This window comes from Sphingobacterium spiritivorum ATCC 33861 (genome assembly GCF_000143765.1).
In the GTDB taxonomy this organism is placed as follows: domain Bacteria; phylum Bacteroidota; class Bacteroidia; order Sphingobacteriales; family Sphingobacteriaceae; genus Sphingobacterium; species Sphingobacterium spiritivorum.
Genome location: NZ_GL379770.1, coordinates 1,570,734 through 1,597,415 on the forward strand (window position 1 = coordinate 1,570,734; position 26,682 = coordinate 1,597,415).

The following is a 26,682-nucleotide window of genomic DNA, read 5'->3' on the forward strand; positions in this document are numbered from 1 at the left end:
TTCAAAATGTTTCATTATCCCATATGGATCGGGTTCGTGGCACGACGGACAGTAAGGGTTGTGCCAATATACCTTATTAATCGCTAATTTTCAATATAAACCCATGTGATCAGTCTGTGAAATTAATGGCTCACTGTTGGTATTTCAGAAGGCTTTACGGATTTCATAAAAACAATGAGGGATAAGACAATTAACAGTGCAAATATAAAATAGCTGACCGCCAGCCCTTCCTGGCCGTTGATTTTAATGGTCTTGATCAGGATCATACTGGCCAGAGAAGTGACCAAATAGCATCCGCCGCTTGTCAATCCGCTGGCTACACCTGCATGTGCAGGAAACCGGGTCAGACAATATGTAAAGTAAATGTTGTAAATAAAGCCCGACATAACATGCAGACACAATACAAATGCCATCAGCACATATATGCCCGGATTATATCCTGAAGAAGCATACATAATAACGGAAAGGGCAAGCTGTATGGCCACCGCGCTAACTAGTTTTGAAAAGAAGGGTTTATTATGTAATGTTTTACCCAAAATTCCTCCCGTCATCAGCCCAAGGCCGGACAACAGTGCACAATATCCTGTCGTTACTGCAGAGAAATGAAACCGTTGTTCAACGATAAAGGGCGCTGCCATTCCAAATACCATCACCATGCCATAGCTGAACCCCAATACCAGCAGACCTATACTAAAATCGGGTGCTCCGAGTACATGTTGATAGGACTGACGGATATTTAGTGTATCAAAAGGTTTGCGAACCTGAAGCGCTTCTCCTGAAAAAAACAATTCTAACAGAAGACAGATCAGAGAATAGCCTGCCAGGAGATAGAAGTTTGCAGTCCATCCGAAAGCCTGTTGCAGATAACCACCTATAAAGGGAGCAGTGATGGGAGCCATAGCCCAGATAATCGTCAGCATACTGGTGTAGTGCTGTAATTTCCTGCCCGAATAAATATCTACCAGAAAAGCACGTTTTCCGACAACTATAAACGCAGCTGAAATTCCCTGCAAAACCCGCATCAGATATATAAAATGTAAGTTGTGAATAGTAGCAATAGCCAGATTACTCAATAGAAATGCAGTGAGTGCAACCAGTACAATGCGGTATCTGCCAAAGCTGTCTACTATACTGCCAGCTATCAGCAGGGAAATGCCGTAGCTGATCAGGAAATAAGTTAATGTCAGTTGAATACCAGCCGAATGGGTATGTAACATTTTCTGCATTTCAGGAAAGGAGGGGAGATAAACGTCTGTGACAAGGCCCGAAAGGGGTATCATCAGAAAAATAGAGAGTGTACAGACGCCTTCGTATTTGGGATTGTATAATTTCATAGCCTTATTTGTATCGGATCAGCGTACAAAATTAGTTCATATGAAAGAAGTAAAAAATAAGTAATTCAAATCAAAAAGTACAAAAATCAAATATGTGCCGCAGAGGATAGTTTGTACTGGCGGGGGCTGTAGCCCATATGTTTTTTGAAGAAAGTATTGAAATGCTGGGGATACTCAAAGCCAAGTCCGTTTGCAATTTCGGAGATACGCCAACCGCTGTACAAGAGTAGATTTACAGCCTCTGTAAGTATACGCTCCTTTATCCAGTCACTCGTGGTTTTACCTGTCTTTACTTTGAGACTATGATTAAGATGGTTGACGTGTATATGCAGGCTGTCCGCAAAGTGAGCCGGGGTTCTGAGTTGCAAGCCCGGTACAGGAGATTCGATCGGAAATTGATTGTCCAGCAGATCCATAAATCGGGTAACGATATCCTGTTGGTGGATGCCGGAATCGAGAGGCATACTGGTCGTCTTGATTTTAATTGCTGTGTAAATAACCAGGTTGAGCAGGTCTTTTAGCAGCAGATCTTTATCATTGAAATTGCTGCAATACTCCCGCTGCATACTTGAAAAATACTGATGTAAATGCTCGTATTGCATATCATTCAGAAAAAGAAAGGGATATACATCATCTTTAAATAAGGAGAAAAGTTTACGGAAAGACTGGCGTATTGTAGTCGTGATAAAGTATTCATTGAATAAACAGGTGAAACCTTCCTGATCTTCAGGCAGATTTTCCCAGCCAAACCGGATGTTTCTGTCCGAAAAAAATAGAGCCGGTTTATCAATCAGTACTTCTCCTTTTTCAGTTTGAAGAAGTGCCTTTCCACGGGTGAGGACAATCTTGTAATAGTCTCTTCGGGCAAAATTGAGGGTAGTGAAACAATTTCCTCTTTTCAGAATATTGAAATGTGCAGCATTGGCCCCGTATATACCGAATTCGGGAGGTACAGGCTTACATAATCTGATATAATATTCCTCTAAAGTTTCCTTTGCTTCCATGCGTTAAAATTACAAAAATCAAATGAAGGCTATTGTTGTGCTTTTGTAAAAAACATCCTTCTCTAATCATTTTATTTTTACATAATATAATATTCTTCAGGTGCAGGTGGCGTCGGTTTTGGGACATTCTGCTGACCGATCTGTTGCAGAATATTCATTTCAATGGTCTGGCTTAAGGTTGTCATAGGCGTATCCATCGGTGAATTCTCAAATGGGTCCTGCATCATAATAGCTGTTTTTTCAATGGCAATAAAGATAACCGGTATACCTATCGTCAATGCAATTTTAGCATACATCAGATTGTCGCTTAAACAAAACGGAAGCATAACAATGAATACACAGATCATAAAATGCAGCAATACACTATAGGATGAAGGAAATACGGTGTTTTTTATACGCTCGCACTTTCCCATTGAATCGCAGAGACGCATTAGTGTCTCATCGATCTGTACCTGACGAAATTCTGTAATCTGATGCTTCTCCGCTAATTGTTTGAGTTGCATACTATGTGCACTGAGTATGGTATTGGGTATATTGTAATCATGCATATTATTTTTGTCAAGATAGCTCTGTACTTTATTTGAAAACGGAATTCTTCTAAGAGATTCACTAAGCGCATAATTCCAGATGATCTGACGTTCTGCAAATAAAGCAACTTCCTGTTGGGCGCTATCAGGTAAAAATTGTATTAACTGACGTATCAGCGTACGCGAATCATTGACTATACCACCCCACACAATCCGGGCTTCCCACCATCTGTCATACGATTGGGCTGTCCGAAAAGCCAGTAATAAGGAAACAATAGTTCCCATAGTAGAAATGATAGGCAAGGGAATAACAATAGATTCCAGATATTTCTCATGAGAAACCCATCCGATCAGTAGAGAAAAGGTGACAATGTAAAGTAAGTCAAATTTTATTATTTTAATAAAATCCCACACCGATATACGTTTGTTCAATAGCATATGTTCCTAATTAAATAGTGTTATTGCAGTTGTTTAAATGCAGATTAAGTAAGAAACAATATTTTATATTCATTGTTTTTAGAGAATGTTTTTTCTTGGAGAAAAATACGTGTATGAACAAAGGACCCGACTCCGTTTTTTGGGAAAACCTGATGGAGCCGGGGGGAAAAATAGATTTGGGGAATAATACAGTTCTTTTATTTTTTACAGATTTTTCACACAGCGGATAGGTACTCTGTCATCCGCTGACCAATCGTTATAAAGATCTTTTCTCCGGGTTATAAAGGTATTAGTGCCCCCGCTTGCATCGCTATTAAAAACGGCCGGCATGTACGGCCTTCTATATAATGTGCCCGTTTCATAATTGTATGCATCACTTGCCATGTATACGGCTGCATTAGCAATATAGGCTGTATTGCCACCATATTGGGGTCCAGCATCACGATTTGCCTGAGTAACATTGCCATAATAACGTCCGGTTTTATAGAACCGCAGGCGTACAGCGCCACCCGTAATTTCATTTATACCTTCAAAATAGACATACGGAAAATTGTTGTCTGTAATGTTGCCGTTTGGATGCATCGTTCCTCCGGCAAGAGTAGTGAGAGGTAGCCCGTCCGTAGTTCCGTTGATATCTCCTCCATTGTGTACTTTGTATACGCCAAGGTTTTGAAAATCTTGAAGAGAAGGCATCCTCCATTTACCACCGGCAATTTTTTTACAAGGATCATTTAAAGGAATTTTTGAAATACTGTTTTCATTGGTTCCATCTGTAAAATAATATACATTATTAGCATTGTTCCAGAAGTCTCCGTAACCGGTAATAATCATTTTCGGGACTAAAGGATTTGCCTGATTTGTAGCATAATTCCAGTAATCAAAATCTTTGTAATCGGATCCTGTTTCCTGTGGGTAATATCGGTTGTAGTAGATATTATTAGTCCAGTCATAGGCCAGATTACCCCTGGCCCATACAAGTCCGCCTGCCACAATACCCGTTGCCTGAAAGCTAAGACTTATTTTGTAGCTGGTTCCTTTTTCCAGTGCTCCTGCAGGAATAGAGATGGCGGGAATATTTGTTCTTTCCGGAGATCCGTTTATGGATACAGAGGTAATATTTATATTATGTACATTGCCTGCTGATGATACTAATAGGTAATTACTGCTTATGTTTTGCTTGTCAAGTTCCTGGAAAACAAATGCCTTGTTATATGCCGCCGATGATGTAGAAGTAACCGTCCCGTTAGCCGCAAGATTCACAGATCCGGAACCTGCAACACTAGCGCTGATAGCGGTGATATGTCCCATTTCAGCGGTTGCATCCAGATTCAGGCTTATGCGGCTATTGATGTGCTTAAAAGTAATATTGATATAATTCTGTTGGCCATATACAATATTAACCTGTCCGCTGTTGAAATAAAGATAGTCAGTAGTATGGTTAACAGCTATTGTATTGGTGACATCACTAAGGGTTGTTGCGGATGTATTGAATACAGGAGCTGTAGAAGTGTTATTTGAAACGGCTACGAAAGTATATTTCTTGCCTGCATTGAGTGTCATTTGATTTGCAACAAGGCTTTGAGTCTGACTGTCATATACTTTTTCCTGAGCGAAGATCCGGTTACCGTTTTCATCAAAGACCATCACCAGATACTTTACATCCGCAGCAATAGAATTGGTTATGGCAGGTTGCGGGGTGGTTGTCCATGAAGAGCGATTCAATGTTGACTGGCCATTAATTTTTTCAGCAGGTATGTCAGGTGTGACACTGGCAATAATCGTGTAGTCTTTGTTATAAGGAACTTCTGTAACATAAGTTACTGTGTTTTGAGGGCCTTTTAGTGATGATTTTTGTAAAGGATTTTCTGTGGCCTCAGAAAGTCCGATTAAGTTTAAGGTTACTGTCGTTTCGCCTTCACCCAGCAAGTTTTCTTTTTCATTTTTACAGGAAAATATAGTAAATGAAACTGTTGACAGCATCAAAGCTGTAAGAAATGTAGATATCTTTTTTTTCATACAAATTATAATTATTACCAGTAAATAGGACTGTCAGATGTCATATTCTGATTATCCCATGTTTCATCAACAGATTTATTTGTGCTTGCCGGGATAGCTGTTGCTGAGCCTGCTGCTATTCCGTTTTCCATTTCTATCCGGATAGTTGTAATTTTTGGCGCAGTATAGTTTTTTGCATCTTTTTTCACCTTGTTAATTGGAGTTGTGTTTGCACAAGTAGTTGTATCGGAGCTAATTACCCTATGGCAATGATTTTCCGTTTGTATTTCCCGCGTAACTGGCCGGAGAGGTGCCTGCGGATAATTTTGATTTGCTTTCCTTTCGTGTGTTGTGTTCATGATTCGTTCAATTAAAAAATCGCAACACAATATTATAGTATATGCTACTATATAGCTACAGATAGGCTACTACTAAGGTACAATGTGGAGCTACAGCATAGATACACCTGAATGAATACCTACAACATAGATACACCTCAGAATAAATTATTTATACATAGGTAGTATCAGGATGTAATCAGAAATCAATTGAATTATTTTGGTTTATGATAATAAGAAGACTGGATTTCGGAAATTGTCATTGATCAAAGGTTCTGATCTTTTGCCGTAATGTTGGATCTTATACTTATACGCCATCTATCCAGGCATATAAATCCTTTTCGGAAGGAATATTAAATGATTTGCGAAGCCTGTTTTTCTTAGTCTGAACCGTTCGAACTGTAAAATGATTATATTCGGCTATATCTTTAGTTGTAAAGCCTAATTTTAGCAATGCACAAAACTTAAACTCTTCACCGGTCATTTGCTTGTTAAAAGATTTCAAATTATCATAAAAATAAGGGAAATTCTGCTTAAACAAAGGAATGAAGGCAGCGTCGTTATCTATGGCCAATTTAACGATATCTTCTATGTTAATTTTTTGATGGTCGTTTAATCTTTTTCGGAGATCAGATATTATGGTTCCGCTTCTTAATACCTGCTGATATAGCCGGAGAAGTTCATTGTGTTTGAAGACGATAAAATAGCCTGCCATGGAGAGCAGCATAAATGCCTGTATAAAAGTAATGATGCGCACAGTTTCTATAAGTGGTTCAGTAACGATCAGATCGCTTTTAATAAGTCTGAAATCATATATGTGGCTAATGCAGAATAAGATAAAGATGATTAAATAGAAGGTGATAATCAGTGACTTTCTGTTTAACAGAAGTAAAACAACAGTTAGTTGTGAAAAATAATAAAAAGTAATTCCATTATCAAATCCATCTTTTGACGAGTAGTAAAAGATAAGAAAACTAACGGTCAGACAGGCTGTGAAAATAATATAAGGATTAAAACGTGCTTTGGGAAAGAAGAATGAAGAAAGTATGAGACAACCAAATGAAAATAAAACAAATACATTTGATATCAATCCAAATGCCCAGTCTCTTATTGAATCTACTATAAAAAAAGTGCCTTTTAGAAATACAATCTGATTCACTATCCTGGCTTGTATAATATCCAGTTTATTCATCTCTTTTGTAATATGCATATTTACTATGCAATTCCAGTATTTCGCTAACATAATAATTTAAATTAATTTGTTGTTTGGTTAGAGGTTTTAATAAATTTTTTAAATTAATTATTTAGTAATAATATGTCTTATTTGTGTGTTTTATACCTATTCTTTTAAAATTCAAAGCAAGGAAAGTGATGGTGTTAAAAATATAATATATATACATTTCGACATTAAAATAACTTCTTTTCATTAGTGAAGTTATTTTTCACTATCAATTTGATTCCACACTGTCTGATAAAAGCAGATTAATTTAAATAATCAAAAATAGTATTTTTTTTATTTTCGTATTTATTTAATGATATTTTTTTTCTCTAAAGTGTTTTTGTTTTGTCTTTTTTGAGGTCTATATGTAATAGTGAAGTTTATATAGCATTGATTAAGATGTTCAGGTTAAATATAGAATGGGATTATAAAAAATTTCAGGAAAGCAATCTGGAACAGAAAAAGCCAACTTTTGATTGGCTTATGTCGGGATGGCCGGATTTGAACCGACGACCTCCAGCACCCCATGCTGGCGCGATACCGGGCTACGCTACATCCCGAAAGGAAATACAAATAAAGGAAAGAGAACGCTTATAATCAATTTTTTTTGATCAGATCCTGAGATTTTTATATTTATCCGGAAGCATCAGATCTGAATGCTTCCGGATATTAACAGACCCAAGTTTTTTGAGTGTTCAGAAAACTCTTTTAATCAGTATATTTTTTGAAAATAGAAGTTGCAATATGTCCACCGAATCCGAACGTATTATTCATTGCATAATGCAGCTCTTTTTGCTGCGCTTTTGCTAGCGTAAAATCAAATACATCTTTAAATTCCGGTTCGATTTCAACCGAATTGATGGTAGGAGGGATGATATTCTCCTGAACAGCTTTGATCGAAGCAATTGCTTCGATTGCACCGGCAGCACCTAAGAGATGCCCTGTCATAGATTTTGTAGCACTGATATGTACATTGCTTTCTGCTCCGAAAACACGCAGGGCAGCTCTCAGTTCACTCAGATCTCCCTGCGCTGTGGAAGTCGCATGTGTATTCAGATAACCTATATCCTGAGGTTGCAGGTTTGCATCTTCCAATGCCGCGAGCATGCCCAGATAAGCGCCTTCACCTTCCGGATGTGTACCTGTCATATGGTAAGCATCTGCTGCCATTCCGCCACCTACGATTTCTGCAATAATAGTTGCACCTCTTTTCTTTGCACTTTCCAGATCTTCCAGTATCAGCGCTCCGGCACCTTCACCCATGACAAAGCCGTCCCTGTTTACGTCAAATGGTCTGGATGCATGCTCTGGGGCGTCGTTGCGTGTAGAAAGGGCTTTCGCAGAATTGAATCCGCCAACAGAACTTTCTGTAATAGGCGCTTCCGATCCGCCTGTAATGATCATATCAGCTTTGTTCCACCGGATATAATTGAAAGCATCTATAATAGCCGTATTGGAGGTTGCGCAGGCAGATACAGTGGAGAAGTTGATACCTCTGAGACCATATTTTATAGAAATCATACCCGCCGCAATATCCACAATCATCTTTGGGATGAAATACGGATTGAATCGGGGAGTACCATCTCCAAGCGCAAATTCACTCACCTGCTGCTGAAAGGTTTGTATACCACCGTTTCCTGATCCCCATATCACTCCGATTCTGTTTCTGTTTAACTCTTCAAAATTGATATTAGCATCTTTTATAGCCTCTTCTGCTGCTATTAGTGCATATTGGGTAAAAGGATCATATTTGCGGATTTCGGCTTTGTCCATATAATCCAGCGGATCAAAATCCTTAAGTTCGCAGGCAAATTTTGTTTTGAACTTACTGCTGTCAAATTTTGTAATGGGTGCTGCACCACTTACGCCATGGATAAGGGAATGCCAGAATTTCTTTACATTGTTACCGATAGGAGTCAAAGCTCCAAGTCCAGTGATAACTACTCTTCTCATTTTCTTGTTATTTTAGCAGAAGCTCTTTCTTAATAGCTTCTTTTATTAGTTTGAAATCATTTTTGTCCGTCAGCCGTGCAAGCGGAACAATAGCAATCATATTGGATATGATCAAAAGAGCTTTTGTCCGGACATCTGTATTCATATTAAAAACGCCCGATTGTTTACCTTCTTCTAAAAATCCGGTAACCCAATCCAGCATTACAGACGAAAATTCCTTGAGTCTATCCGTCATACAATCTTCCAGTGTATGATAATCCGGAGCTAATGATCCTACTATACAGACTCTTTTTTCCAGTTGTATTTGGGCATGGATACCGAAAAAAGTTTCCAGTTTTTCTAACGCTGAAAGATTCGCGGAATTGTGCTTTGTCTTTTTGAAATTGTCGATATGATAATCAATTACAGCAACTCCCAATGCGGTCTTGGTAGGGAAATGATAATGAATAGATGCATTTCTTATATTCAGTTGTCTGGCAATATCAGAAAAGCTGAAGGCATTAAACCCCTTCTCCCGAATGAGTTTATCTGCTAATGTAAGTATGGCTGATCGTGTATCCATATCCATGCAAATATACTTACCTACATGTAGGTAGGCAAATTTATTTTTTATATCTGCAATAGGAGTGGTGTGATATAGAAAATAAGGATCAATAAAAAAGACGGGAAGCCTGCTGGCTAACCCGTCTTAAAAAAGATAAAGCTATTTTTAGGAAACTTGTGTCGTATTGAATACGTCTCCGAAGCGTGAAAATGTTTCGTTGGCGATTTCTATGGCTTTGGGATGTGTATCCGGATTTTCACCCTGAGCATTCAGAGCTGCAGTGAATATTCCCCACATCTTGGCTGTGTCCTCACCATATCCGGAGAAGAAGGAGGTGCCTTTGTGTATACCATATTTATTAAGCATCTGTACAATAATGGGGCCTCCCATGACAGAGCCTTCCAGTACATACAATGCGCTTAATGCTTCCAACGGATTACTGATTTCCGGAACTTTAATATCCGATCGGTTTTCTACAGTTCCTCCCAGTGACTCAATATCAGCTTTGATGTAATCCGATTTTCTTCGATCAGCATAGTCGTGTAGTACATCGGTGTTGATGTAAGGCAGGATTGCTTTTTCAATAGCATTGAAATAGATATAAAAGTTATTTAAAAAATCGGCGTAATCAGCTTCTGATCGAATGGCTTTCATTTGTCGCACCACTGTACCTTCCAGTGCCTGATGTGCAGATTTGGTTGATTCTTTGATATATTGACTTAACATGGTATATTCTTTATTAGTTTAACGGTTTAATACAAATATTCGTATTAATTCTTTGTGTTGTATGCTGATTTCTGCTTATTGATCTATGAATTTCGATTTTTTAGTTTTCGCATCAGTTTAAAGGTTTCAGTTTCAGATCGCTTTTGATCATGGGCACATAGGGAATCTCCTGTTTTTCCGTTTGGGTGCTCTGTGTGGTTGCTGAACGCGCTGAAGTGGATTTGACCTTCCCGCTGATAAGATCCAGTGTTGCCGCCAGATAGGGTTCATTCGGATCTCCCAGAGGCAGAGCTGAAGTGCCGGTGATAGTCACATCTACCGGTATGCCATTAAAATAGTCTGACCAGCCATTTGCATTGCGAATCAGAAAACTGGCAAGATACAGGTTATACTGATCGATATTTATAGCAAAGAAACCAACAGGTTTACCGTATGTTTTTTGTCCGATCAGCTTCACCGGGAAATACGGCATCAGACTGCTGATGACTAACTCACTTGCTGAAGCTGTTCTGCCGGTGACAATAAAATAGATGTTTTTGACAGATTCCAGTTTTCCTTTCTTTTCAAAAATTTTTGTATTTTCTTTTTCTGAAAAATCCACATCTGCCATTGTTGCCACACGTCCCTCATAGGACACTGTTTTACCTTGTTCGTTCAGATAGACCTGATGTTTGAGTATGGTAGCTTTACCATTTTGCATGATCGGATTGAATTGTTCGGTAAACATGACCTTTCCGTTGAGAGCAGTAGTCGCAATCAGATTTGTCAGGTATGTCGCTGTCTCTACATAACCTCCTCCGTTACTTCGCAGGTCAATAATCAGATTTGCAGGTGCAAATGCTGCCATTGCTGCAAATGATTCATCCAGAGCTGCCTGACAACTGCTGAGAAGAGGGAAGGAGCCCAGTGCAATATATCCTATACTTTGATTCCCCTCCTGCCAGGTTTTCTGATAGAGTATAGGAGAAGAAGTCGATGCGATAGCGGCAGTAGATCCGGATCTGCCTGTTCCTTTTTCAATATAGGAATATTTGGGAACGCCTGTCCCGATTGGGTTTTCAAACGGAATACCTGCACTGTTTTTTTTATACTGCGTAATATCAAACAGCTCTTTCTTAAATGCTGTTAATTCAGGGCTGATGCTCCCGTATCTGGTTCTCGGATCAAAGTCCTGATATGTTGGTAAAGCATCCTGCCAGAGATATACATGACGGGCATACAGGAAGATCGAATCCAGGGTAAATTGGGTACGTGTCCCTGTAGTCGGGGAAATGATCTCTTCTTCTTCCGGACCGGGATCCTTATCTTTCTTACAACTGGCGAGAAAGAAAGCAGGAACGAAGAGAAATAGCAGATATCTGCTCCATATATTGTAATATGGCTGCCGGGACTTGTATATTTTTTGCATTTTTTGTATTTCTGTAGTTAGTTAATTCAGAGACTAATTTACTGATTAGATTTGACAGCATGATTATAGTGTATATATTTTTGCGGGTACTTATGTAGAATTATGGCTATAAATGTTAAAGTTTTACAAACTTTAACATTTTATCTTTCTGATAATCGGTTGATAATTATATTTTTGCATCCTTAAGATATATATGTCCAATGGTATTTTACTGTTGACAATGGAACCCCGGAACTTCACAGCTTCGGGGTTTTGTGTTTTATTATTGCGGTATCACAGGTCTTTCAGTCGGTGATTGTTCACTGCTCAGGGATTCTAAAAATGAGATTATGGCTTTTCGTTCTGTACTTGTCAAACGCAGATTTTTGATATGAGGGGATAGTTCGCCATTGACTTGCTGTCCGTTTGTCTGAGGCATTCCCTGACCCAGCAGATCCAGCATTTCATCCAATGTGCCCACACTGCCGTTATGCATATAAGGATAGGTTTGTGCTACATTACGAAGACCTGCTGTCCGAAACCTGCCTTTATCTGATTCTTTACCTGTGGCTATAAATCTGCCATTATCAAGAGCTCCAGTATGATCTTTTGCATATCCTAAATTGTGATATTCCAGATCTGTCAGAAATGGTCCGTTGTGGCAATTCAGGCATCTTCCTTTGGTTCGAAAGAGATGTAAACCTTCGATCTGCTGGTCACTGAGCGCTGTATACTGACCTTTCAGAAATCTATCGAAGGCTGTCTCTCCGCTTACAATACTTTGGGAATATACTGCAATAGCATTCAGTATACGTTGTCTGTTTATCTCCTGGTCTCCATATGCTTCTGCAAAGAGAGAAAGGTAACCGTCTACAGCAGACAGCTTAGCCGGTAGTGTATAGGTATTGCCTCCCATTTCGATCGGAGATTCGATAGCCTCAGCAATCTGCTCTGCATAAGTCTTTGCCCGGCCGTCATGAAAGAGTCTGCCGTTGACATACCACACATTTTCCATAGAAGGTGTATTGCGGTGATGCGTAGCAATACCTTCAGCCGTTTTTTTTCGGTCTACCCAGTAGGTTGCAGGATTATGACAGGAAGAGCAGGAATTGTCCCCGCGACCAACACGCGGATCAAATAAGAGGACTTTACCCAAAGCGAGAATCTTACGCTGAGCAACAGGATCAACAGAACCGGCGGGCATGAGGGCCAGCTCCCGGAGCGTAATCCCTTCATCGAGCACAGGTTTGGGCCATAAGGATGAACTGGCTTCATATTGCGCTCTCAGACTTTTTTCTACCGGAGTAACAGGAGGGTCTGTATCCGGACCTTTTGCTTTGCTACAAGCGCTTAAAGCAAATATGATTAGTGTAATTAACCATTTAGAGGCAGTACATAGCATGAAATCAGAATGTAAGTAAATGAGTATTTGTAATTTCAGATACTCACCGTATGAATAAAGAGGTTATAATATTGGGAATATAGTATTGACGATATGAATTGAGCGTTGTTATCTTACCTTCTATTTTTGCTACATCGTAACGGTATAATTTGTGGCTACAATACGACCAAGCTGTGTCCCGTTTTTGTCATAAGCATTTAGAGCTCTTATTCTTCCCAATCCGACTGTCTGAGGAATAGTAAGTTCGATTTCCTGGCTGGCTTCATTGTAATTCACCTCTGTTACAGTGTGTTCTACCTGAGCCAGATCAAGTAGTTTAAGGGAATTCAGGGAATCGCTATAGTATTTTTTAAATAGGCTGGCATTGTATTTAAGTATTATTTTTTCACCTCGTTTGATATTACGTCTCACCATATCATTTACAACCACTGCACCGAATACGGGTGGAGCTATTTTGAATGCTTCCGTTGTAACGGAGCGTATTCCAGAAATAATTTTGATCCGATAGGTGCCGATATTGGGTTCTGCCGGTACGACTACACTGATACCATTTGCTTCTAATGTCTCAATGGTTAGTTTGGTCTCTTTATTACTTTCATCAATCAGGAAGGCACTTGTTTTCGTTTTATCGGTCAGGATATGCTGCGTAGCTATTACAATTGTCGGATATGATGCAATATTGTATATCATATCTTCAGATAAAGATACTCTGGCACTTATCATAGGCTGATTGATCTGTAGCCTTAATTTATACGTTTTTGTCGTTCCGTCCTGCGCTTTTACAGTATACTGAGCAGGTTCATCTGTTTTAATGCTGATAGCTGTTCCTGAGGCCGGACTTATACTGGCTCGATCGGATACGACAATAGTTGGTGTCAATGTGCCGGGTTCTTCCTGATAGGGTGGCCAATACAGGATAATTTCATTATTAACGATACTGGCTGATAGTGTATTGCCATTGGCATCTTTCACTTCAAAGCTCTCAATCTCATTGTATGGGAAATCTACATATTCCTTGGAACATGAAGATAACAGAAACGCAAAAAGCGCAGATAGTAAGAGTAAGGAATTATAAGGTTTTTGTATTTGGGTAATAAGTTGCATAGCGCTTACAAATAAAAGTGTATGCGGATGTGTGATTGAAAACGGACTGTCGGCACATCCACTTACCGACAATCCATTTTGATTAAATTTTATAAGGTTTTGAATGCAATGTTTGCATCAGCCTTAACCTGAAGACCTGCTCCTGAACCTGTTTGGCTTACATTTGTGAATTCAATTAGTTTCACAGCATAAATTTCTGATCCATCGTCGCTTCTTACTAAAATAGTACGTCCTGCGATAGCTTCGTTAGCACGTGTTGTAGTATTGTATGTGTACCATCCGTATGGAGGTGTAGTAGTAGTCTGACGACCAAGTGTAGTAGCTGAAATTGCAGAGCTTGAATTCCAGTCTGATGCCACTACTGTACTATAGTCTTTATCGATAAATTTGATAGCATATCCTGATCCCGCAGAAATATTACCATTTACATGGCTACCGAAAATTACCTGATGTATATCTGATGCATTTGTGCTTTGATCTCCGGAACCTGAAAGATCTACATAGATATTCGGCCAGTTAGCCGCATTCATTGGTGACCACCATTGACCATCAATAACATATAGAGAAGAGTTTGCCTGCGCTTTATTTAACTCTAAGGGAGTTACTTTTTCATTGTCTTTGTTACAAGATACTGTAAGTGTTGCCAAAGCTGCGATGGCTAAGGCCGTTTTGAAGAATGATTTTACTGTTGTCATTTTTTTGTGTTTTTAAAAGTTATTAATATTTAAGATATATATATGCCCAATGGGCTTGTGGATGCTTATGTTGTAATATTTAACCAGGCACTCAATGTCACGGACTTCCATCCTTCGAAGTCAAACCTGACGGTTACAGCTGGTAAATTTCCTCCCGGAAAATCTGTTGGAAAACCAACCTTTAACGCTGTTCTGCTCCATGATTTGACAGGCAGTACATAGTCTTTTCCATTGACGGTAGCCGTAACCTTTTGCAGTCCCAGAAATACAGTGTTGGACTGGGGAACAATCTCCCATTCATCTGTTTTCTTAAGATCTATGGAGGACTTGGGAAGATAGACATCCGGCTGTACATAAGTGATCGTCAGAGGCTCTGCGATAAGAGAGGTATGTCCCAGACTTTGTACCTCCACTTTGTACGTGCCATTGGTAATGTCGGCAGGAATCCTGTCTATATATTCTGTACCGTTAAAGCGCAGAAGATAGAGGTCGTTTCCACTAGTCATTATAGAAGCACTGTTAACTCCCATACTATAGCGTTTCTGATTTTCCTGATTGATCAGGGTAACCTTAACAAGTTTGGCATTGCTGTGTGCAAAATTACCCAGGATAGCGGGCATAGCTTTTCCCGGAGATTGACTAAGAGCAAGCGGAGTCTGCCAGGATACAGCCAGCGAAGGTGTACTTTGAAGAACTATATGTAAAGTATATGTTCTGGAGATTCCATTCGCAGCGGTGACCGTATAGGTTGTGCCTGTAGCTTCTACCTGAATGGGAAGAATTTCTTCTTTTAATTTGGCTCCGTTAGAGAGTTTAATCTCCGGATCTATTACGGAAAGACCGTAATAGAAGGGAAGATATACCGTAATTGTATTTTTCTGATTGTCAATAGCACCGTAGATAACCTGATCGTCTGTAAGGTTGATCACTTTATATTCCAGCATTTTATCTTCCGGCAACGGCGTTAGTTCTTCTGTCTTGGTGCACGAGCTGAAGGTCACCGCCAGGCAAAACAATGCGCATAGCAATGTATATACTTTATTCATGTTTTTGATTCGTATTTGTGTATTAAACATCTGGATTCGGATAAGACTAGGGTTATTATTTTTTGATTTCAAATGTTTTACTTCCTGCTTTTACCAATACATACTGGAAGGTAAAATAAGGTGTAGGGGAATCTTTATACCAATCTTTAGGGTCTAGCAGATCTTTGTAAATACTTTGTATCCTGACTTTTGCATAGTTCCCTTTCGCTGTCCGGACAATGATTGTGTGTCCTTCAATCGGATAGCATACATGGGCTTTACGCGGATCTGAACCTCCTTTGATCGTTCCTCCGAAATCATACAGATACCAGCCCAGACCTTCTCCAAAAGCACCGGAGTCATCCGTACCGTAAGATTTTTCGCCTGTACGGAAAAGATTATCAGCCGGTACATCCGTTACATCGTCAAACTTTTGTTTGACGATAAGAATTCCGCCTTTACCGGATCCACCTGTTAAGGGAGTGTTGCAATTCAGGAAACTTCGGTATATGTCATCAAATGAAAGGTCCCATCTGGCGGTCTGCTTGTAGTCCGGGTTGATTCCTTGTTTACTTTCCAGGCTAAAATATATAGGAGATTGTTTAGTCGTTGGTTCACTTCCCTGCGGTAAGGCTTCCCCGAAGTTTTTGACAGTAATGAGTGTGTTAAACATACTTTCTGCAGTAGGCGGTTCGGGTTCCGGATCAGGTTGTGGGGTATCACTCTTACTGCAGCCGATAAAGATAAAGCCTACCAGTATGGGTAGCAACACGGTCTTTTGGATCGTCATGATGCAAGAGTTGATGGTTGTACTTTTCATGTGTTAATAATAGTTATTATTTTTATTTAAATTAATTCTAAATAATGATGCTAAGATAAAGGTATTTTTAATAGATGATGCTATTAAAACCGCTATTTAGTGTATGAAATTCGGTTTCCTGTATAAGATTCGGATTTCAATTTCTTCTTTTTATTATCTGGTAGTCAGGTTTTTACTTCCGTCTTGCTGAACAAAATAGCGAAATGTATAATAAGGAGCCGGCCAGTTCAGATTAGTGACTGCCGGAGGATTACCTTTATATGCATTAATGAGCTGCAGCTTGGCATATCTTCCATCGGGCAGACGTAAAATATAGGTACGATTGGGCAAAGCCTGCATAATATGAGTATCCAGACTATAGCGAAACCAACCGTAAGACCCCTGTGAAGAAGCCCATCCGATCTTGTTGACTTCACTTTTGCTGAAGGTTGCATCGTCGGGAGCGACAGTTACATTCTCATATGCCTGATCAACCAGGACTACAGCTGTATTGGATGCCTGTCCTCCGAATCCCGGATTGTACTCGTAATTGGCATTGTTGACATATATTTCTGAATTGTACGGACCTGTAAAAGCGAGATCCCAGTCTTTGGATTTGAGCCATTGCAGAGAATCTGCCTTTGTTTTGATCCAGATCTGGCGTTTGTCGCGAAACCTGAAAAGGAAGGTGTAGAAGTCTCTTTTCTCCTTTCCATCCACATTGCCGGCCATGGATGCCTCCGTATCTCCAGGCAGATCATATACGACCGTACTTTTGCCATCTTCCAATGATGGACGGGGATCATCTTCATTCTTGCTGCATGAAGTGCTCAGGATGAAGAGCAAACTTAACAGTCCAAAGCCTATTTTTCTGAACCAATGTAGAGGGTACAATTCATTCATAATAAGATTTTTATCTTCCATGTGTATTTTGGGGTTTAGTATATTCAGATATTTCATCATAATTTGTATTATAGCTGTGTATGATTTGTTTTATTCTTTAAACCATCGATAACCGACACCTCCGAGGATTACTCTTCCGGGTTGCCCCGGCATATACTGATGGGTAAAGTTTAATATATTGTCGCCTATGACCCGTAGCGATAGCCGGTCGTTCCATAGTTTTTTCTCTATGGTGATATTGAGCAGCACATGTTCCGGTACAAAAGCATCAAATTTGTCAATAAACTGGTTGCCATTTATTTCCTGGAAGGGATATTTGCCACGGATATTGGTTCTTACATTGAAACTCAGGTCCAGCGGTCTGTACACATATAATGCTTTGAGATTGAACATATGGCGTGATCGGTCTTCGATTCCCCAGTAACTTTTGGTTGTAACCGGCGTAGATTCTCCGGTCACAGGATTGTTGATGGTCTGATTGAACGGCCACCTTCCTGAGCGGATGCTGTCCAATACACTCAGATCTTTGGCGATGAGGTATTGATAACCTGCAGAAAGTTCCAGATCAGACAGCAATTGTGTTGTCAGCGTCAGTTCTAAGCCTTTATTAACAGCTTTGGGCAGATTGCGGTATGTGTATATCTGCCCAATGGTGGTTCCTGAACCTACCAGCACATTGTTTATCTGATTGTCGATACGATGATAGAACACCGACATTTCTGCTTTGAAACGCTTCTGAGGTTGCCACACTATACCCGTGTTGAACGATATACTTTTCTCTGCCTGCAGATTGTTGGCAGTTTTATTGACTACATAGCTGTTTTTGTAGCTCAATTCACCCGCATTTTCCATTGCCTGCAAGGTTTCTTTGAGTACATCTGTTCCTAATACCAGGTAGTTGGCTGCCGGATTAAAGAATGCCTGATATCTCATTTTGTAATCCGGAGATTTGAAACCTGCACCGATTCCGGCTTTCCATAACAGCGTGGTTGACAGGCTGTATTGCAAACCAAAACTCGGACTTGCTTTTCCGCCGTATACATTTGTGCGATCATAGCGTACACCGGCCAGTGTATTGAGTCTGTCCGATGTTTTCCATTCGGCCTGTACGTATCCGAATGCGGTGTTGAGTGATCGCTCAACACTCAATTCTTTGTTGTCCATAAGTTCGAGGCTTCCGCCTAATCCTCCTGTCAGTTTGACGGATGATACCGGGGAGTAAGCAAATTGTTGCTCAACCCGGTGTACCTGCTGTCCGAACTTTTGTGCACTTATCAATGCACTTTGTTTTACCCACTCGGCATCCATCTGTGTTTCATACCGGGTATAGTAATATCTGGTCATACTGCGCAATCCGTTTTCAAACTGATGATCATAACTGGCGGCTAGGTTGAGATCCCGGTCTGTCTGATTGTCTTTATTCACCAGATCATCTGACCAGTCGTTGATCATCGTTGAATGCCGTTCGGCATATCGTGCCGTGAATCCTACTGTCCCTTTTTTGGTAAGCCGGTAGCGCGTACGTCCCTGAAAACTATAATTGGAATAGGGTGGCAGCGTCGTCCCATCCTTCATATAGGAGTTGCTGTTATAGCCATCTGTCCGATAATAGTTGCCCGATACCACTACAGATCCTCTTTGGGAAGCAAATGGTGCTTCAGCTTCAAGAGTAGCATCTACGATATTGAGGCTTCCGTAAAGAATGGATGCATTGGCCTGAGGAGCTAATGCTCCGTGTCGTGTAATGATATTAATTGCTCCGCCAAGAGCATCACTTCCATACAGACAGGAAGAAGCTCCCTTAATGATTTCTATACGTTCAATATTAGTTACAGATATTCTGGAAAGATCGAAATTTCCGTTATTGCGACCCAGCATAGGTTGCCCATCGATCAGCACCATTACATAATTGCTGCTGAATCCCTGCATTTGTACGCCTACGGCACGGGATCCGCCTGATATATCATTTACGACTGCCACCCCGGTCTGTTCCTTCATGACCTCATCCAGCCGTCGGCTCCCCATCAGTTCAATTTGCCTGCGTGTGATCACTGTCACCGGCATGGCTGCCTGTTCCGCCCGGAGCAGATTATCTACGCTGGGTATGCGTTGTTCGATTGCCACTTCACTTAAACTGGTTTCATCGGTTTCAACGATGAGTTTTAGTTGCTGCAGACTCCTTCTCTCCAGATCAAGTTCCTTTTCTAAAGCCTTATAGCCTACACAGGATATCCGGATTTTGTAGGTTCCTTCATATAATTCCGTAAAACTGAATCGTCCTTTTTCATCTGTCATTACTACTTTATTATCCGGCAGCAGTGTTACAGTTGCATTAGGGATAAGCTGTCCGTCTGCATCTGCTATATAGCCGTTGATATGAAGCTTTTGCTGGCTGTAGACAAGCTGATGCATGACCGTAAAAAAAAGTATACAGATGATGTTTTTGATATAAAAAACAATTTGATTCACTATTTTTATTTTTAATCAATCTAAATAATATTGCAAAACAAGTCATTGTCATCGAGAAAACTTGTATGAAATCTGCTAAATATTATATGTAAAGTGATATTTATTTGAGTGTAAACTATTGTTTTGTTGATTGTAATTTGCATTAAATCAATTTGTTAGTGTTTGTGGTGTGAGAAAAAGAGAAGATGTTTATAAAATGTAAAATTTTTATTTAGACTAATTATTGATTGTTTTGTAAAGTAAACAGATATTGTAATCGGAAACGAATGACTTCTATACATAAATTACTGAGTTGCCTTCTTCTTTTGAGCTGTATATCCGTATCTGTATACGGGCTGCCGAAACGTATCATTACATTAAGCAGTGCGCTGACAGAGACGGTATATGCTTTAGGATATGGTGGCGCTATCGTAGCCACAGATGTGACAAGTGTATCTCCGGCTGCAGCAGTTACATTACCAAAGGTGAGTAAGAACCGTTCTGTAAGTGCTGAAGTACTGATCGCTTATCAACCGGATCTGATTTTGGCACCTGAAGGTGATGTAAGTGCAGGAATCATACGGCAGTTAAAATCTGCCGGTATCCGTTTCGTAACGATCAAACAGATTTATTCTGCAAAAGGTGCAATGAGCTATATCCAGGCTGTCGCCCAGGCTTTAGGTGATGGTAATAAAGGTAAGACATTGGCCAGCAAGTTTAGTCAAGATATGGCTGAAGTACAGGCAGCAGCTCAGAAGAATCTGAAGGGACGTAAGCCCAAAGTATTGTTTGTCTATGCAAGAGGTACCGGTACGATGAGTGTAGCGGGCAAAGGCAGCAGTCTCGATGCTATTATCGAATTGTCCGGCGCACGGAATGCGGTTCAGGAATTTGCAGATTTCAAACCTTACACGACTGAATCACTGGTGAAAGCGAATCCGGACATTATTTTGATGTTTGATTTTGGGGTAAGCAGTCTGGGAGGGAAGGATGCGGTGCTGAAAATGCCGGGAATGCGGGTGACAGAAGCCGGAAAAAATAAAAGAATAATCCAGATGAATGGTCCTTTACTGATCAATTTCAGTACACGGTTACCTGAAGCTGTAGCACAGTTGAATAAAGCTATTGTAGCTTCTTTGTAAAATACCGATGAAAGAAAAAATTATTATTATCAGCCTTCTTATTATTCTGCCTGTCACTATGATTGTCGCTATGGGAATGGGTGCATTTTACATTCCTGTACGGGATGTGCTGGTCTTGCTGGGACAGAAGATAGGGCTGGCTTCTTCCGTTGCAGTAGATGATATATACAGTGATGTGTTGTTTATAGTGCGCCTGCCGCGTGTTTTAATGGGTGTGTTGGTAGGTGCAGCACTTGGGATCTCGGGAGCTGCTATTCAAGGTATCTTCCGTAACCCTCTTGCGGAGCCCGGACTGATTGGTATTTCGGCAGGGGCGTCTTTATTTGCGGTACTGATTATCGCATTTGAAACCGTATTGTTTGTAGGTCTGAGCGAGTTAATCGGCTATTATCTGCTGGCTTTCGGAGCTTTTGCAGGAGCAGGCATTACGTCTTTACTGGTCTATCAGTTATCCAGGAAAAAAGGAAGACCCCGGGTCACCACGATGTTGCTGGCTGGAATTGCCATCAATGCATTTGCAGGTGCGTTGACAGGTCTTATTACGTATATGGCAGATGAACAGCAACTGCGTACCATCACTTTCTGGATGTTAGGCAGTCTGGGAGGTGCTACCTGGGAAAATGTGGCGGCCATTACTCCGTTTATACTGATCCCATTGCTGATATTACCTTTTTTCAGTAAAGCATTGAATGCCTTTGCATTGGGCGAATCACAGGCTGATCTGCTGGGAATGCGTACCGACCGGGTCAAGAGGTGGGTGGTGCTCTTATCTACTATGGCGGTAGGAGCATCAGTGTCTGTATCCGGGATTATTGGCTTTGTAGGATTATTAGTCCCCCACACTGTACGTCTGATGGGAGGTGTAGAGCATAAATATGTCCTGGTAAGTTCAGCGTTATTTGGCGCATTGATACTGACGGTGGCGGACATTTTAGCAAGGGTACTGGCAGCTCCTGTTGAGCTGCCGATAGGGGTCATCACCGCGTTATTGGGAACTCCGGTTTTCCTTTACATTTTATTGACTGAAGAATAGCGAATTAAAAGTATAGAGCATGTTGCGTGTCGAAAAACTTACTTATGAAATAAAAGGTAGAAAACTGCTCAAAGACGTCTCCTTTCAATTGAGAGAAGGTGAAGTCTTAGCGTTGCTTGGCGCTAACGGGGCCGGCAAATCTACATTAATGCGTCTGCTTAGTGGTGATCTGGAAGCTACAGAGGGCAGTATACATCTGTATGGTAAGTCGTTGAGTAGTTACCATGTGACAGAACTGGCTAAACGAAGAGCGATGCTTTCTCAGCAAAATGCCATAAGTATGGCATTTAAAGTGAAAGATATTGTGATCATGGGAAGATACCCGCATTTTAAATCCAGTCCTGCTGCACATGATCTGGATATTGTAAATGAAGTCCTGAAGATTTGTGGAGTAGAACTGTTTGCGGACCGTTCTTACCTGAGTCTTTCCGGAGGGGAGCAGCAGCGTGTACAACTGGCCCGTGTACTGGCTCAGCTTTGGGATAATCCGGATAGTCTTTTACTATTGGACGAACCTGTTTCTGCGTTAGATCTGCGTTATCAGCAGCAGGTGCTGGCCATTGCAAAGGCTTTGTCAAGAAAGGGATTTATGGTAGTGGTGGTACTTCACGATGTGAATCTGGCCAGTATATATGCCGATCGAATTATTATGCTCAAAAACGGTAGAAAATGGTTTGATGGTACAGCAATAGAAGTACTGGATAAGCAAAGTTTGTATACAGTATTTTCGGTAGAAGCAGATGTACACATACATCCCAAAACCCTGAAACCGTTGATAAGAATGGAAGAAATCGAAATGGATGCTGCTCATTTCAATAGTAAACTGCCGGCGAGCAAGACGGAAGAAGATTTGAGAGAACGTTATTTGCAGCTTCATGACCTGCATCCCAATGCTTCTCTATCAGTGCTGGCTAAACAACTCGAAATTTCTGAAATCGATTTGCTCTTTATTGCATACCCCAATCAGGTAGCTGTTCTAAACAAAGATTATGCAGGATTACTCAAAGGTTTGGTCGGATTGGGTATTATCAATTCATCCGTAGGAACCGGGATTGTACAGATGGACATTCGTTGTATACTGGAGGAACCGGAGCTGGAGGAAGGATATTTTATATTTCGGGATAATACGTCTGAGATACAGATCGAACTGGCAAAATGCAAAACGGTTCTTGCTGTAGCTCATCAATGGGAGAAAAGCCTCAGGTTTTATGATGAAAACGATAATTTAGTCTTTATGGTGACATTGGGAGATGGTTCGGACTTTCAGCATGCATTTATGCACTTGCTGGGTTCGTATAAAGCTGCCGAACAGACACTCACAGCTGCAGAGAAATCGTGTCAACGACTGTTGAATAAACAGGAGACCGTTTCGTATGATCGTATCACTAAAAAGGATTTCACTTTCTTCAAAAGGATACTGGCCAGATGTGCCGCAGAACAGTTACCGGTTTCATTTTTCATCCGCAATAACGGCTGTCGTCAACAGTACAGCGGCTGTATTCAAAATCTGGTAGATCAGGGCGGACGATATATGATACTGGATAAAAAACTTGTTCTCACCATAGACAACATACAGTCATCTCATATATGGCTAAGTAAAGTAGCAGATGATGCGGAACTGATTTCCATCGACATATGTGACAGCCATCAGCATATTATGATTTCCGTGCAGGTAGATAAAAGTGTAATTCCGGCAGATAATTCGCCGGAATGGTCTTCTATATTAAATACTTGAGTAAAAACCGATACCAATCTATAAAACAATTCCTTATGAGCAATCTATCATCTTCCACTCCGGTAAAAGTACAGCAAATGTTGGAATCCTATTATGCAGAACAGCAGCTACAACACTCGAAGAAAAGACAGTATATTTTGGAAAATATCTTGTTGCATCGTGACTGGATTGATGCTGTAGATCTGTGGATCAGCCTGCAACGTCATGTCAGTATCAGCTGTATATACCAGACCTTAAAATTATTAGTAAAAGCGGGTATTGTAGAGCAACGCACAGGAGAAGACCGTAAGACACATTACCGGCCTTTGTTACAGATGAGCAGACAGGCATAAACCTGAAATTTTTTATTTGACATTCTATTTAGAAAGATTTTAAATAACTAACGTTTCCTGAAAAAATCCTGTATCTTTAGCCCTAACGTAATCCTGTTTCATCTGTATGTTGATCAAAAGTAAAATAGAAGAATTAGATGAATGGCTTTTTATAGAAGAAATTCCTGATCTGTATATTCCGGATAAACCGTTGGTCGAGAAGCGGGTAGAAATCAAACGGGATCCGATTACGATGACCAATTTTCAGTTATCCACGAGCGGCCTCTTTATTTTACACACCAATATGCGATTTGATCAGCCGGTGCATATTTATACGGAAGTAGAAGGAGAGGTGATTACCAGTCAGTTTATTTTCTACAAATCTATCGACAGTAAGTCCCAGTACGGTATGAGCAGACACAATATCCGTTATATCCCTACCGTCAAGTCCAGTCATGAGGTCAAGACAGGAGTGGATTACAGTTACTTTATTGCGGTAATATCTAAAGAATATTATCTCAATCTGATAAAACGGGATTCGTTACTTCACAGAGATTTTGTCAAGAATATAGAAAAGGGACATTATACTTCTTTTGCGGAGGAAGATCTGATGGCTACTTATGAGATGCAGCATACTATTGATGAACTTCTCACATCCAAAAAGACGGGAGAAATCCGGAGACTGCATACCGAATCCCGGATTGTGGAATTGCTGATGTATCAGTTTGAACAATACAACGAGCAGGGAACGCCGAATAATGAGCTCTTTAATGAAGATGATATATATCGTCTGGAAATGGCTCGCCAGATACTGGAACAACGTATTGCAAATCCACCGACACAAAAGGAGCTGGCTTCTGAAGTGATGATGAGTGAAAGTAAGCTGCGTAAGGATTTTAAAGAATATTTTTCGGTCACCATACACGACTATCTCACACGTGTACGTATGGAAAAAGCGAGAATTTTACTGCTCGCTAAACAAATGACCGTATATGAAGTTGCGCTGCTTACAGGATTTGGGCATCAGAATAACTTCAGCAGTGCATTTAAAAAGTACTACGGGATATCTCCCGGTGAGTTAAAAACATAAATATACACTGTAATCTATAGTATGCTTATTACCGATATAAAAACAAAGTCCCCAAAATATTTTGGGGACTTTGCTATATAATAGATGCCTTATTCAGCAGTCCATCCGCCTCCTAATGCTCTGTAAAGATCTACTATAGCTGCCAGTTCAGCTTTTTTGAGCTGAGCAAGTTCCAGTTCACTCTGTAATACGTTACTTTGAGCAGTAATGACTTCCAGGTAGGTTGCCATACCCGTTTCAAACAGAAGATCAGCATGTCCGATGGCATTTCTTAATCTGTTGGTTCGGTCAGAAGCAATTACTTCCTTTTCTTTGAGCTTACGTATGGAGATCATGGCATCTGATACTTCTCCTACAGCCGTAATAACAGATTGCTTAAATCTGATTACACTTTTTTCCTGTTCGACACGGGATACTTCATATTGTGTACGTAATTGTTTGCGTTGCAATATGGGCTGTGTAATACTGCCTGCCACTACTCCAAAAAGAGAAGCCGGCAGATTAAACCAATTGCTGGATTTGAATGCATTGACTCCGGCATCTGCACTGATCACCAGTGAGGGATACATACTTGCTTTTGCTGTTTGCTGATTAGCCTGAGCTGCTGCTATCGCTAACTCTGCACTTTTTACATCAGGTCTGCGGCTCAACATAGCAGCAGGAATACCAACCTGCAGATGTTCAGGGAGTGTAATGGTATTCAATGTTGCTGTAGTTGTAATAGCGTGTGGCAACTGACCACTAAGTACGCTGATGGCATTTTCCTGAATCTGTACCTGCTGTTCAAAATCCGGAATAAGAGCTGCAGCAGCCAGACGCTGCGCCGCTACCTGTTCTACAGCTAATGAACTGATATCACCGACTTCATACTGATATTGAACAATACGTAAAGTACTATCACTCAGACGGAGATTTTTTTTCGCAATATCCTGCAACTGATAGAGCATTAACAATTGATAATATCCCTGTGCAACCTGAGAAACCAGCTGTGTCTGCACTACTTTACGGGCTTCTTCAGTTTGAAGGTAGGAGGCCAGTGCTGCGGCTTTTTGATTTTTGATCTTGCCCCAGATATCAGCCTCCCATGACAGGGAGAGGGCAGCTGTATAATCTTCCACATGATTCGCACCCAGAAACTGATTAAGGCTAAGCCCATTCATACTGTTGTTGGACGGATTTGTACTGGTTGCATTGACTCGCAATTGAAGATTCGGCAGATTTGCTGCTTTAGCCTGACTTAACAACAGGCGGGAAGCTTCAATGTTTTTTACTGCAAGTTGCATATCCATATTCTGCCGGATGGCCGAATCTATTAATTGTTGCAGCATGGCATCTTTGAAAAATTCCCGCCAGGGAATGGAACCGATGGTATTTGTATCTGTCTTGAGCGCATCGCTATCCCGATAATTATCGGGAAGGGTGACCGGTACATGCGTAGCTAACCGCTCTGTCTTACATCCAGACAGGATGAGTGTAATCAGAAAGATAGTGACGCTATAGAATTTTATGTTCATATAAGTGATATATAAT

At 40.6% G+C, this 26,682-nt stretch carries 23 protein-coding genes and 1 tRNA gene; 5 read left to right on the plus strand and 19 right to left on the minus strand.

Annotation, left to right across the window (positions count from 1 at the left end; genetic code table 11):
- Positions 1 to 122 precede the first annotated feature (122 nt).
- The 18 genes from HMPREF0766_RS06910 to HMPREF0766_RS06990 form a co-directional block, all read right to left on the minus strand.
- Positions 123 to 1,334 carry an MFS transporter gene (locus HMPREF0766_RS06910; RefSeq protein WP_002994896.1) on the minus strand — a complete coding sequence of 404 codons (1,212 nt, stop codon included), beginning with the start codon at positions 1,332 to 1,334 and terminating at the stop codon, positions 123 to 125.
- 86 nt (positions 1,335 to 1,420) lie between these two features.
- Positions 1,421 to 2,338: a helix-turn-helix domain-containing protein gene (locus tag HMPREF0766_RS06915; RefSeq protein ID WP_002994898.1), complete on the minus strand. Its 918-nt coding sequence runs from the start codon at positions 2,336 to 2,338 to the stop codon at positions 1,421 to 1,423.
- Between the two features lie 77 nt (positions 2,339 to 2,415).
- Positions 2,416 to 3,303: a bestrophin family protein gene (locus HMPREF0766_RS06920; RefSeq protein ID WP_002994900.1), complete on the minus strand. Its 888-nt coding sequence runs from the start codon at positions 3,301 to 3,303 to the stop codon at positions 2,416 to 2,418.
- A gap of 204 nt (positions 3,304 to 3,507) precedes the next feature.
- Positions 3,508 to 5,319, minus strand: coding sequence for a hypothetical protein (locus HMPREF0766_RS06925; RefSeq protein ID WP_002994902.1), 1,812 nt, complete (start codon positions 5,317 to 5,319; stop codon positions 3,508 to 3,510).
- 14 nt (positions 5,320 to 5,333) lie between these two features.
- Entirely contained in the window at positions 5,334 to 5,657 is a 324-nt protein-coding gene (locus HMPREF0766_RS22445; protein ID WP_002994906.1) for a hypothetical protein, read from the minus strand.
- A 286-nt stretch (positions 5,658 to 5,943) separates the two neighbouring features.
- Positions 5,944 to 6,846 carry a helix-turn-helix transcriptional regulator gene (locus tag HMPREF0766_RS06930; RefSeq protein WP_201680379.1) on the minus strand — a complete coding sequence of 301 codons (903 nt, stop codon included), beginning with the start codon at positions 6,844 to 6,846 and terminating at the stop codon, positions 5,944 to 5,946.
- A 495-nt stretch (positions 6,847 to 7,341) separates the two neighbouring features.
- Positions 7,342 to 7,415, minus strand: a tRNA-Pro gene (locus HMPREF0766_RS06935).
- A gap of 148 nt (positions 7,416 to 7,563) precedes the next feature.
- Positions 7,564 to 8,808 carry a beta-ketoacyl-ACP synthase II gene (gene fabF, locus HMPREF0766_RS06940; protein WP_002994913.1) on the minus strand — a complete coding sequence of 415 codons (1,245 nt, stop codon included), beginning with the start codon at positions 8,806 to 8,808 and terminating at the stop codon, positions 7,564 to 7,566.
- 7 nt (positions 8,809 to 8,815) lie between these two features.
- Positions 8,816 to 9,370, minus strand: coding sequence for a TetR/AcrR family transcriptional regulator (locus HMPREF0766_RS06945; RefSeq protein WP_236590514.1), 555 nt, complete (start codon positions 9,368 to 9,370; stop codon positions 8,816 to 8,818).
- Positions 9,371 to 9,517: 147 nt separating this feature from the next.
- Complete coding sequence (locus tag HMPREF0766_RS06950) at positions 9,518 to 10,078, minus strand: biliverdin-producing heme oxygenase (protein WP_002994917.1); 561 nt, start codon at positions 10,076 to 10,078, stop codon at positions 9,518 to 9,520.
- A gap of 112 nt (positions 10,079 to 10,190) precedes the next feature.
- A complete protein-coding gene (locus HMPREF0766_RS06955) occupies positions 10,191 to 11,486 on the minus strand; it encodes a S41 family peptidase (RefSeq protein ID WP_002994919.1) in 1,296 nt (431 codons plus the stop codon).
- Positions 11,487 to 11,748: 262 nt separating this feature from the next.
- A complete protein-coding gene (locus HMPREF0766_RS06960; protein ID WP_002994927.1) occupies positions 11,749 to 12,867 on the minus strand; it encodes a cytochrome-c peroxidase in 1,119 nt (372 codons plus the stop codon).
- A gap of 129 nt (positions 12,868 to 12,996) precedes the next feature.
- Positions 12,997 to 13,971 carry a hypothetical protein gene (locus tag HMPREF0766_RS06965; RefSeq protein ID WP_002994931.1) on the minus strand — a complete coding sequence of 325 codons (975 nt, stop codon included), beginning with the start codon at positions 13,969 to 13,971 and terminating at the stop codon, positions 12,997 to 12,999.
- Positions 13,972 to 14,060: 89 nt separating this feature from the next.
- Positions 14,061 to 14,666 carry a hypothetical protein gene (locus tag HMPREF0766_RS06970; protein WP_002994932.1) on the minus strand — a complete coding sequence of 202 codons (606 nt, stop codon included), beginning with the start codon at positions 14,664 to 14,666 and terminating at the stop codon, positions 14,061 to 14,063.
- A 65-nt stretch (positions 14,667 to 14,731) separates the two neighbouring features.
- Positions 14,732 to 15,712 carry a hypothetical protein gene (locus HMPREF0766_RS06975; RefSeq protein ID WP_236590513.1) on the minus strand — a complete coding sequence of 327 codons (981 nt, stop codon included), beginning with the start codon at positions 15,710 to 15,712 and terminating at the stop codon, positions 14,732 to 14,734.
- 55 nt (positions 15,713 to 15,767) lie between these two features.
- Positions 15,768 to 16,511, minus strand: a complete 744-nt coding sequence (locus HMPREF0766_RS06980) for an HmuY family protein (protein WP_236590512.1) — start codon at positions 16,509 to 16,511, stop codon at positions 15,768 to 15,770.
- A gap of 153 nt (positions 16,512 to 16,664) precedes the next feature.
- Complete coding sequence (locus tag HMPREF0766_RS06985; protein ID WP_236590511.1) at positions 16,665 to 17,414, minus strand: HmuY family protein; 750 nt, start codon at positions 17,412 to 17,414, stop codon at positions 16,665 to 16,667.
- A gap of 69 nt (positions 17,415 to 17,483) precedes the next feature.
- Positions 17,484 to 19,862 carry a TonB-dependent receptor gene (locus HMPREF0766_RS06990; RefSeq protein WP_282645182.1) on the minus strand — a complete coding sequence of 793 codons (2,379 nt, stop codon included), beginning with the start codon at positions 19,860 to 19,862 and terminating at the stop codon, positions 17,484 to 17,486.
- Positions 19,863 to 20,128: 266 nt separating this feature from the next.
- Here HMPREF0766_RS06990 and HMPREF0766_RS06995 point away from each other — a divergent pair, with 266 nt between their 5' ends.
- The 5 genes from HMPREF0766_RS06995 (at position 20,129) to HMPREF0766_RS07015 (ending at position 25,152) form a co-directional block, all read left to right on the plus strand.
- Complete coding sequence (locus HMPREF0766_RS06995) at positions 20,129 to 20,983, plus strand: heme/hemin ABC transporter substrate-binding protein (protein WP_002994942.1); 855 nt, start codon at positions 20,129 to 20,131, stop codon at positions 20,981 to 20,983.
- A 7-nt stretch (positions 20,984 to 20,990) separates the two neighbouring features.
- Positions 20,991 to 22,016 (plus strand): FecCD family ABC transporter permease, encoded by a 1,026-nt coding sequence (locus tag HMPREF0766_RS07000; protein ID WP_002994944.1) that lies wholly within the window; start codon positions 20,991 to 20,993, stop codon positions 22,014 to 22,016.
- A 19-nt stretch (positions 22,017 to 22,035) separates the two neighbouring features.
- Entirely contained in the window at positions 22,036 to 23,751 is a 1,716-nt protein-coding gene (locus HMPREF0766_RS07005) for a heme ABC transporter ATP-binding protein (RefSeq protein WP_002994946.1), read from the plus strand.
- A gap of 35 nt (positions 23,752 to 23,786) precedes the next feature.
- Positions 23,787 to 24,083 (plus strand): transcriptional repressor, encoded by a 297-nt coding sequence (locus HMPREF0766_RS07010; RefSeq protein WP_003005880.1) that lies wholly within the window; start codon positions 23,787 to 23,789, stop codon positions 24,081 to 24,083.
- Between the two features lie 106 nt (positions 24,084 to 24,189).
- Complete coding sequence (locus HMPREF0766_RS07015) at positions 24,190 to 25,152, plus strand: helix-turn-helix transcriptional regulator (RefSeq protein ID WP_002994950.1); 963 nt, start codon at positions 24,190 to 24,192, stop codon at positions 25,150 to 25,152.
- Between the two features lie 89 nt (positions 25,153 to 25,241).
- Here the strand turns inward: HMPREF0766_RS07015 and HMPREF0766_RS07020 are convergent, their stop codons facing one another.
- Positions 25,242 to 26,666 carry an efflux transporter outer membrane subunit gene (locus tag HMPREF0766_RS07020; protein ID WP_002994954.1) on the minus strand — a complete coding sequence of 475 codons (1,425 nt, stop codon included), beginning with the start codon at positions 26,664 to 26,666 and terminating at the stop codon, positions 25,242 to 25,244.
- Between the last annotated feature and the right edge of the window lie 16 nt (positions 26,667 to 26,682).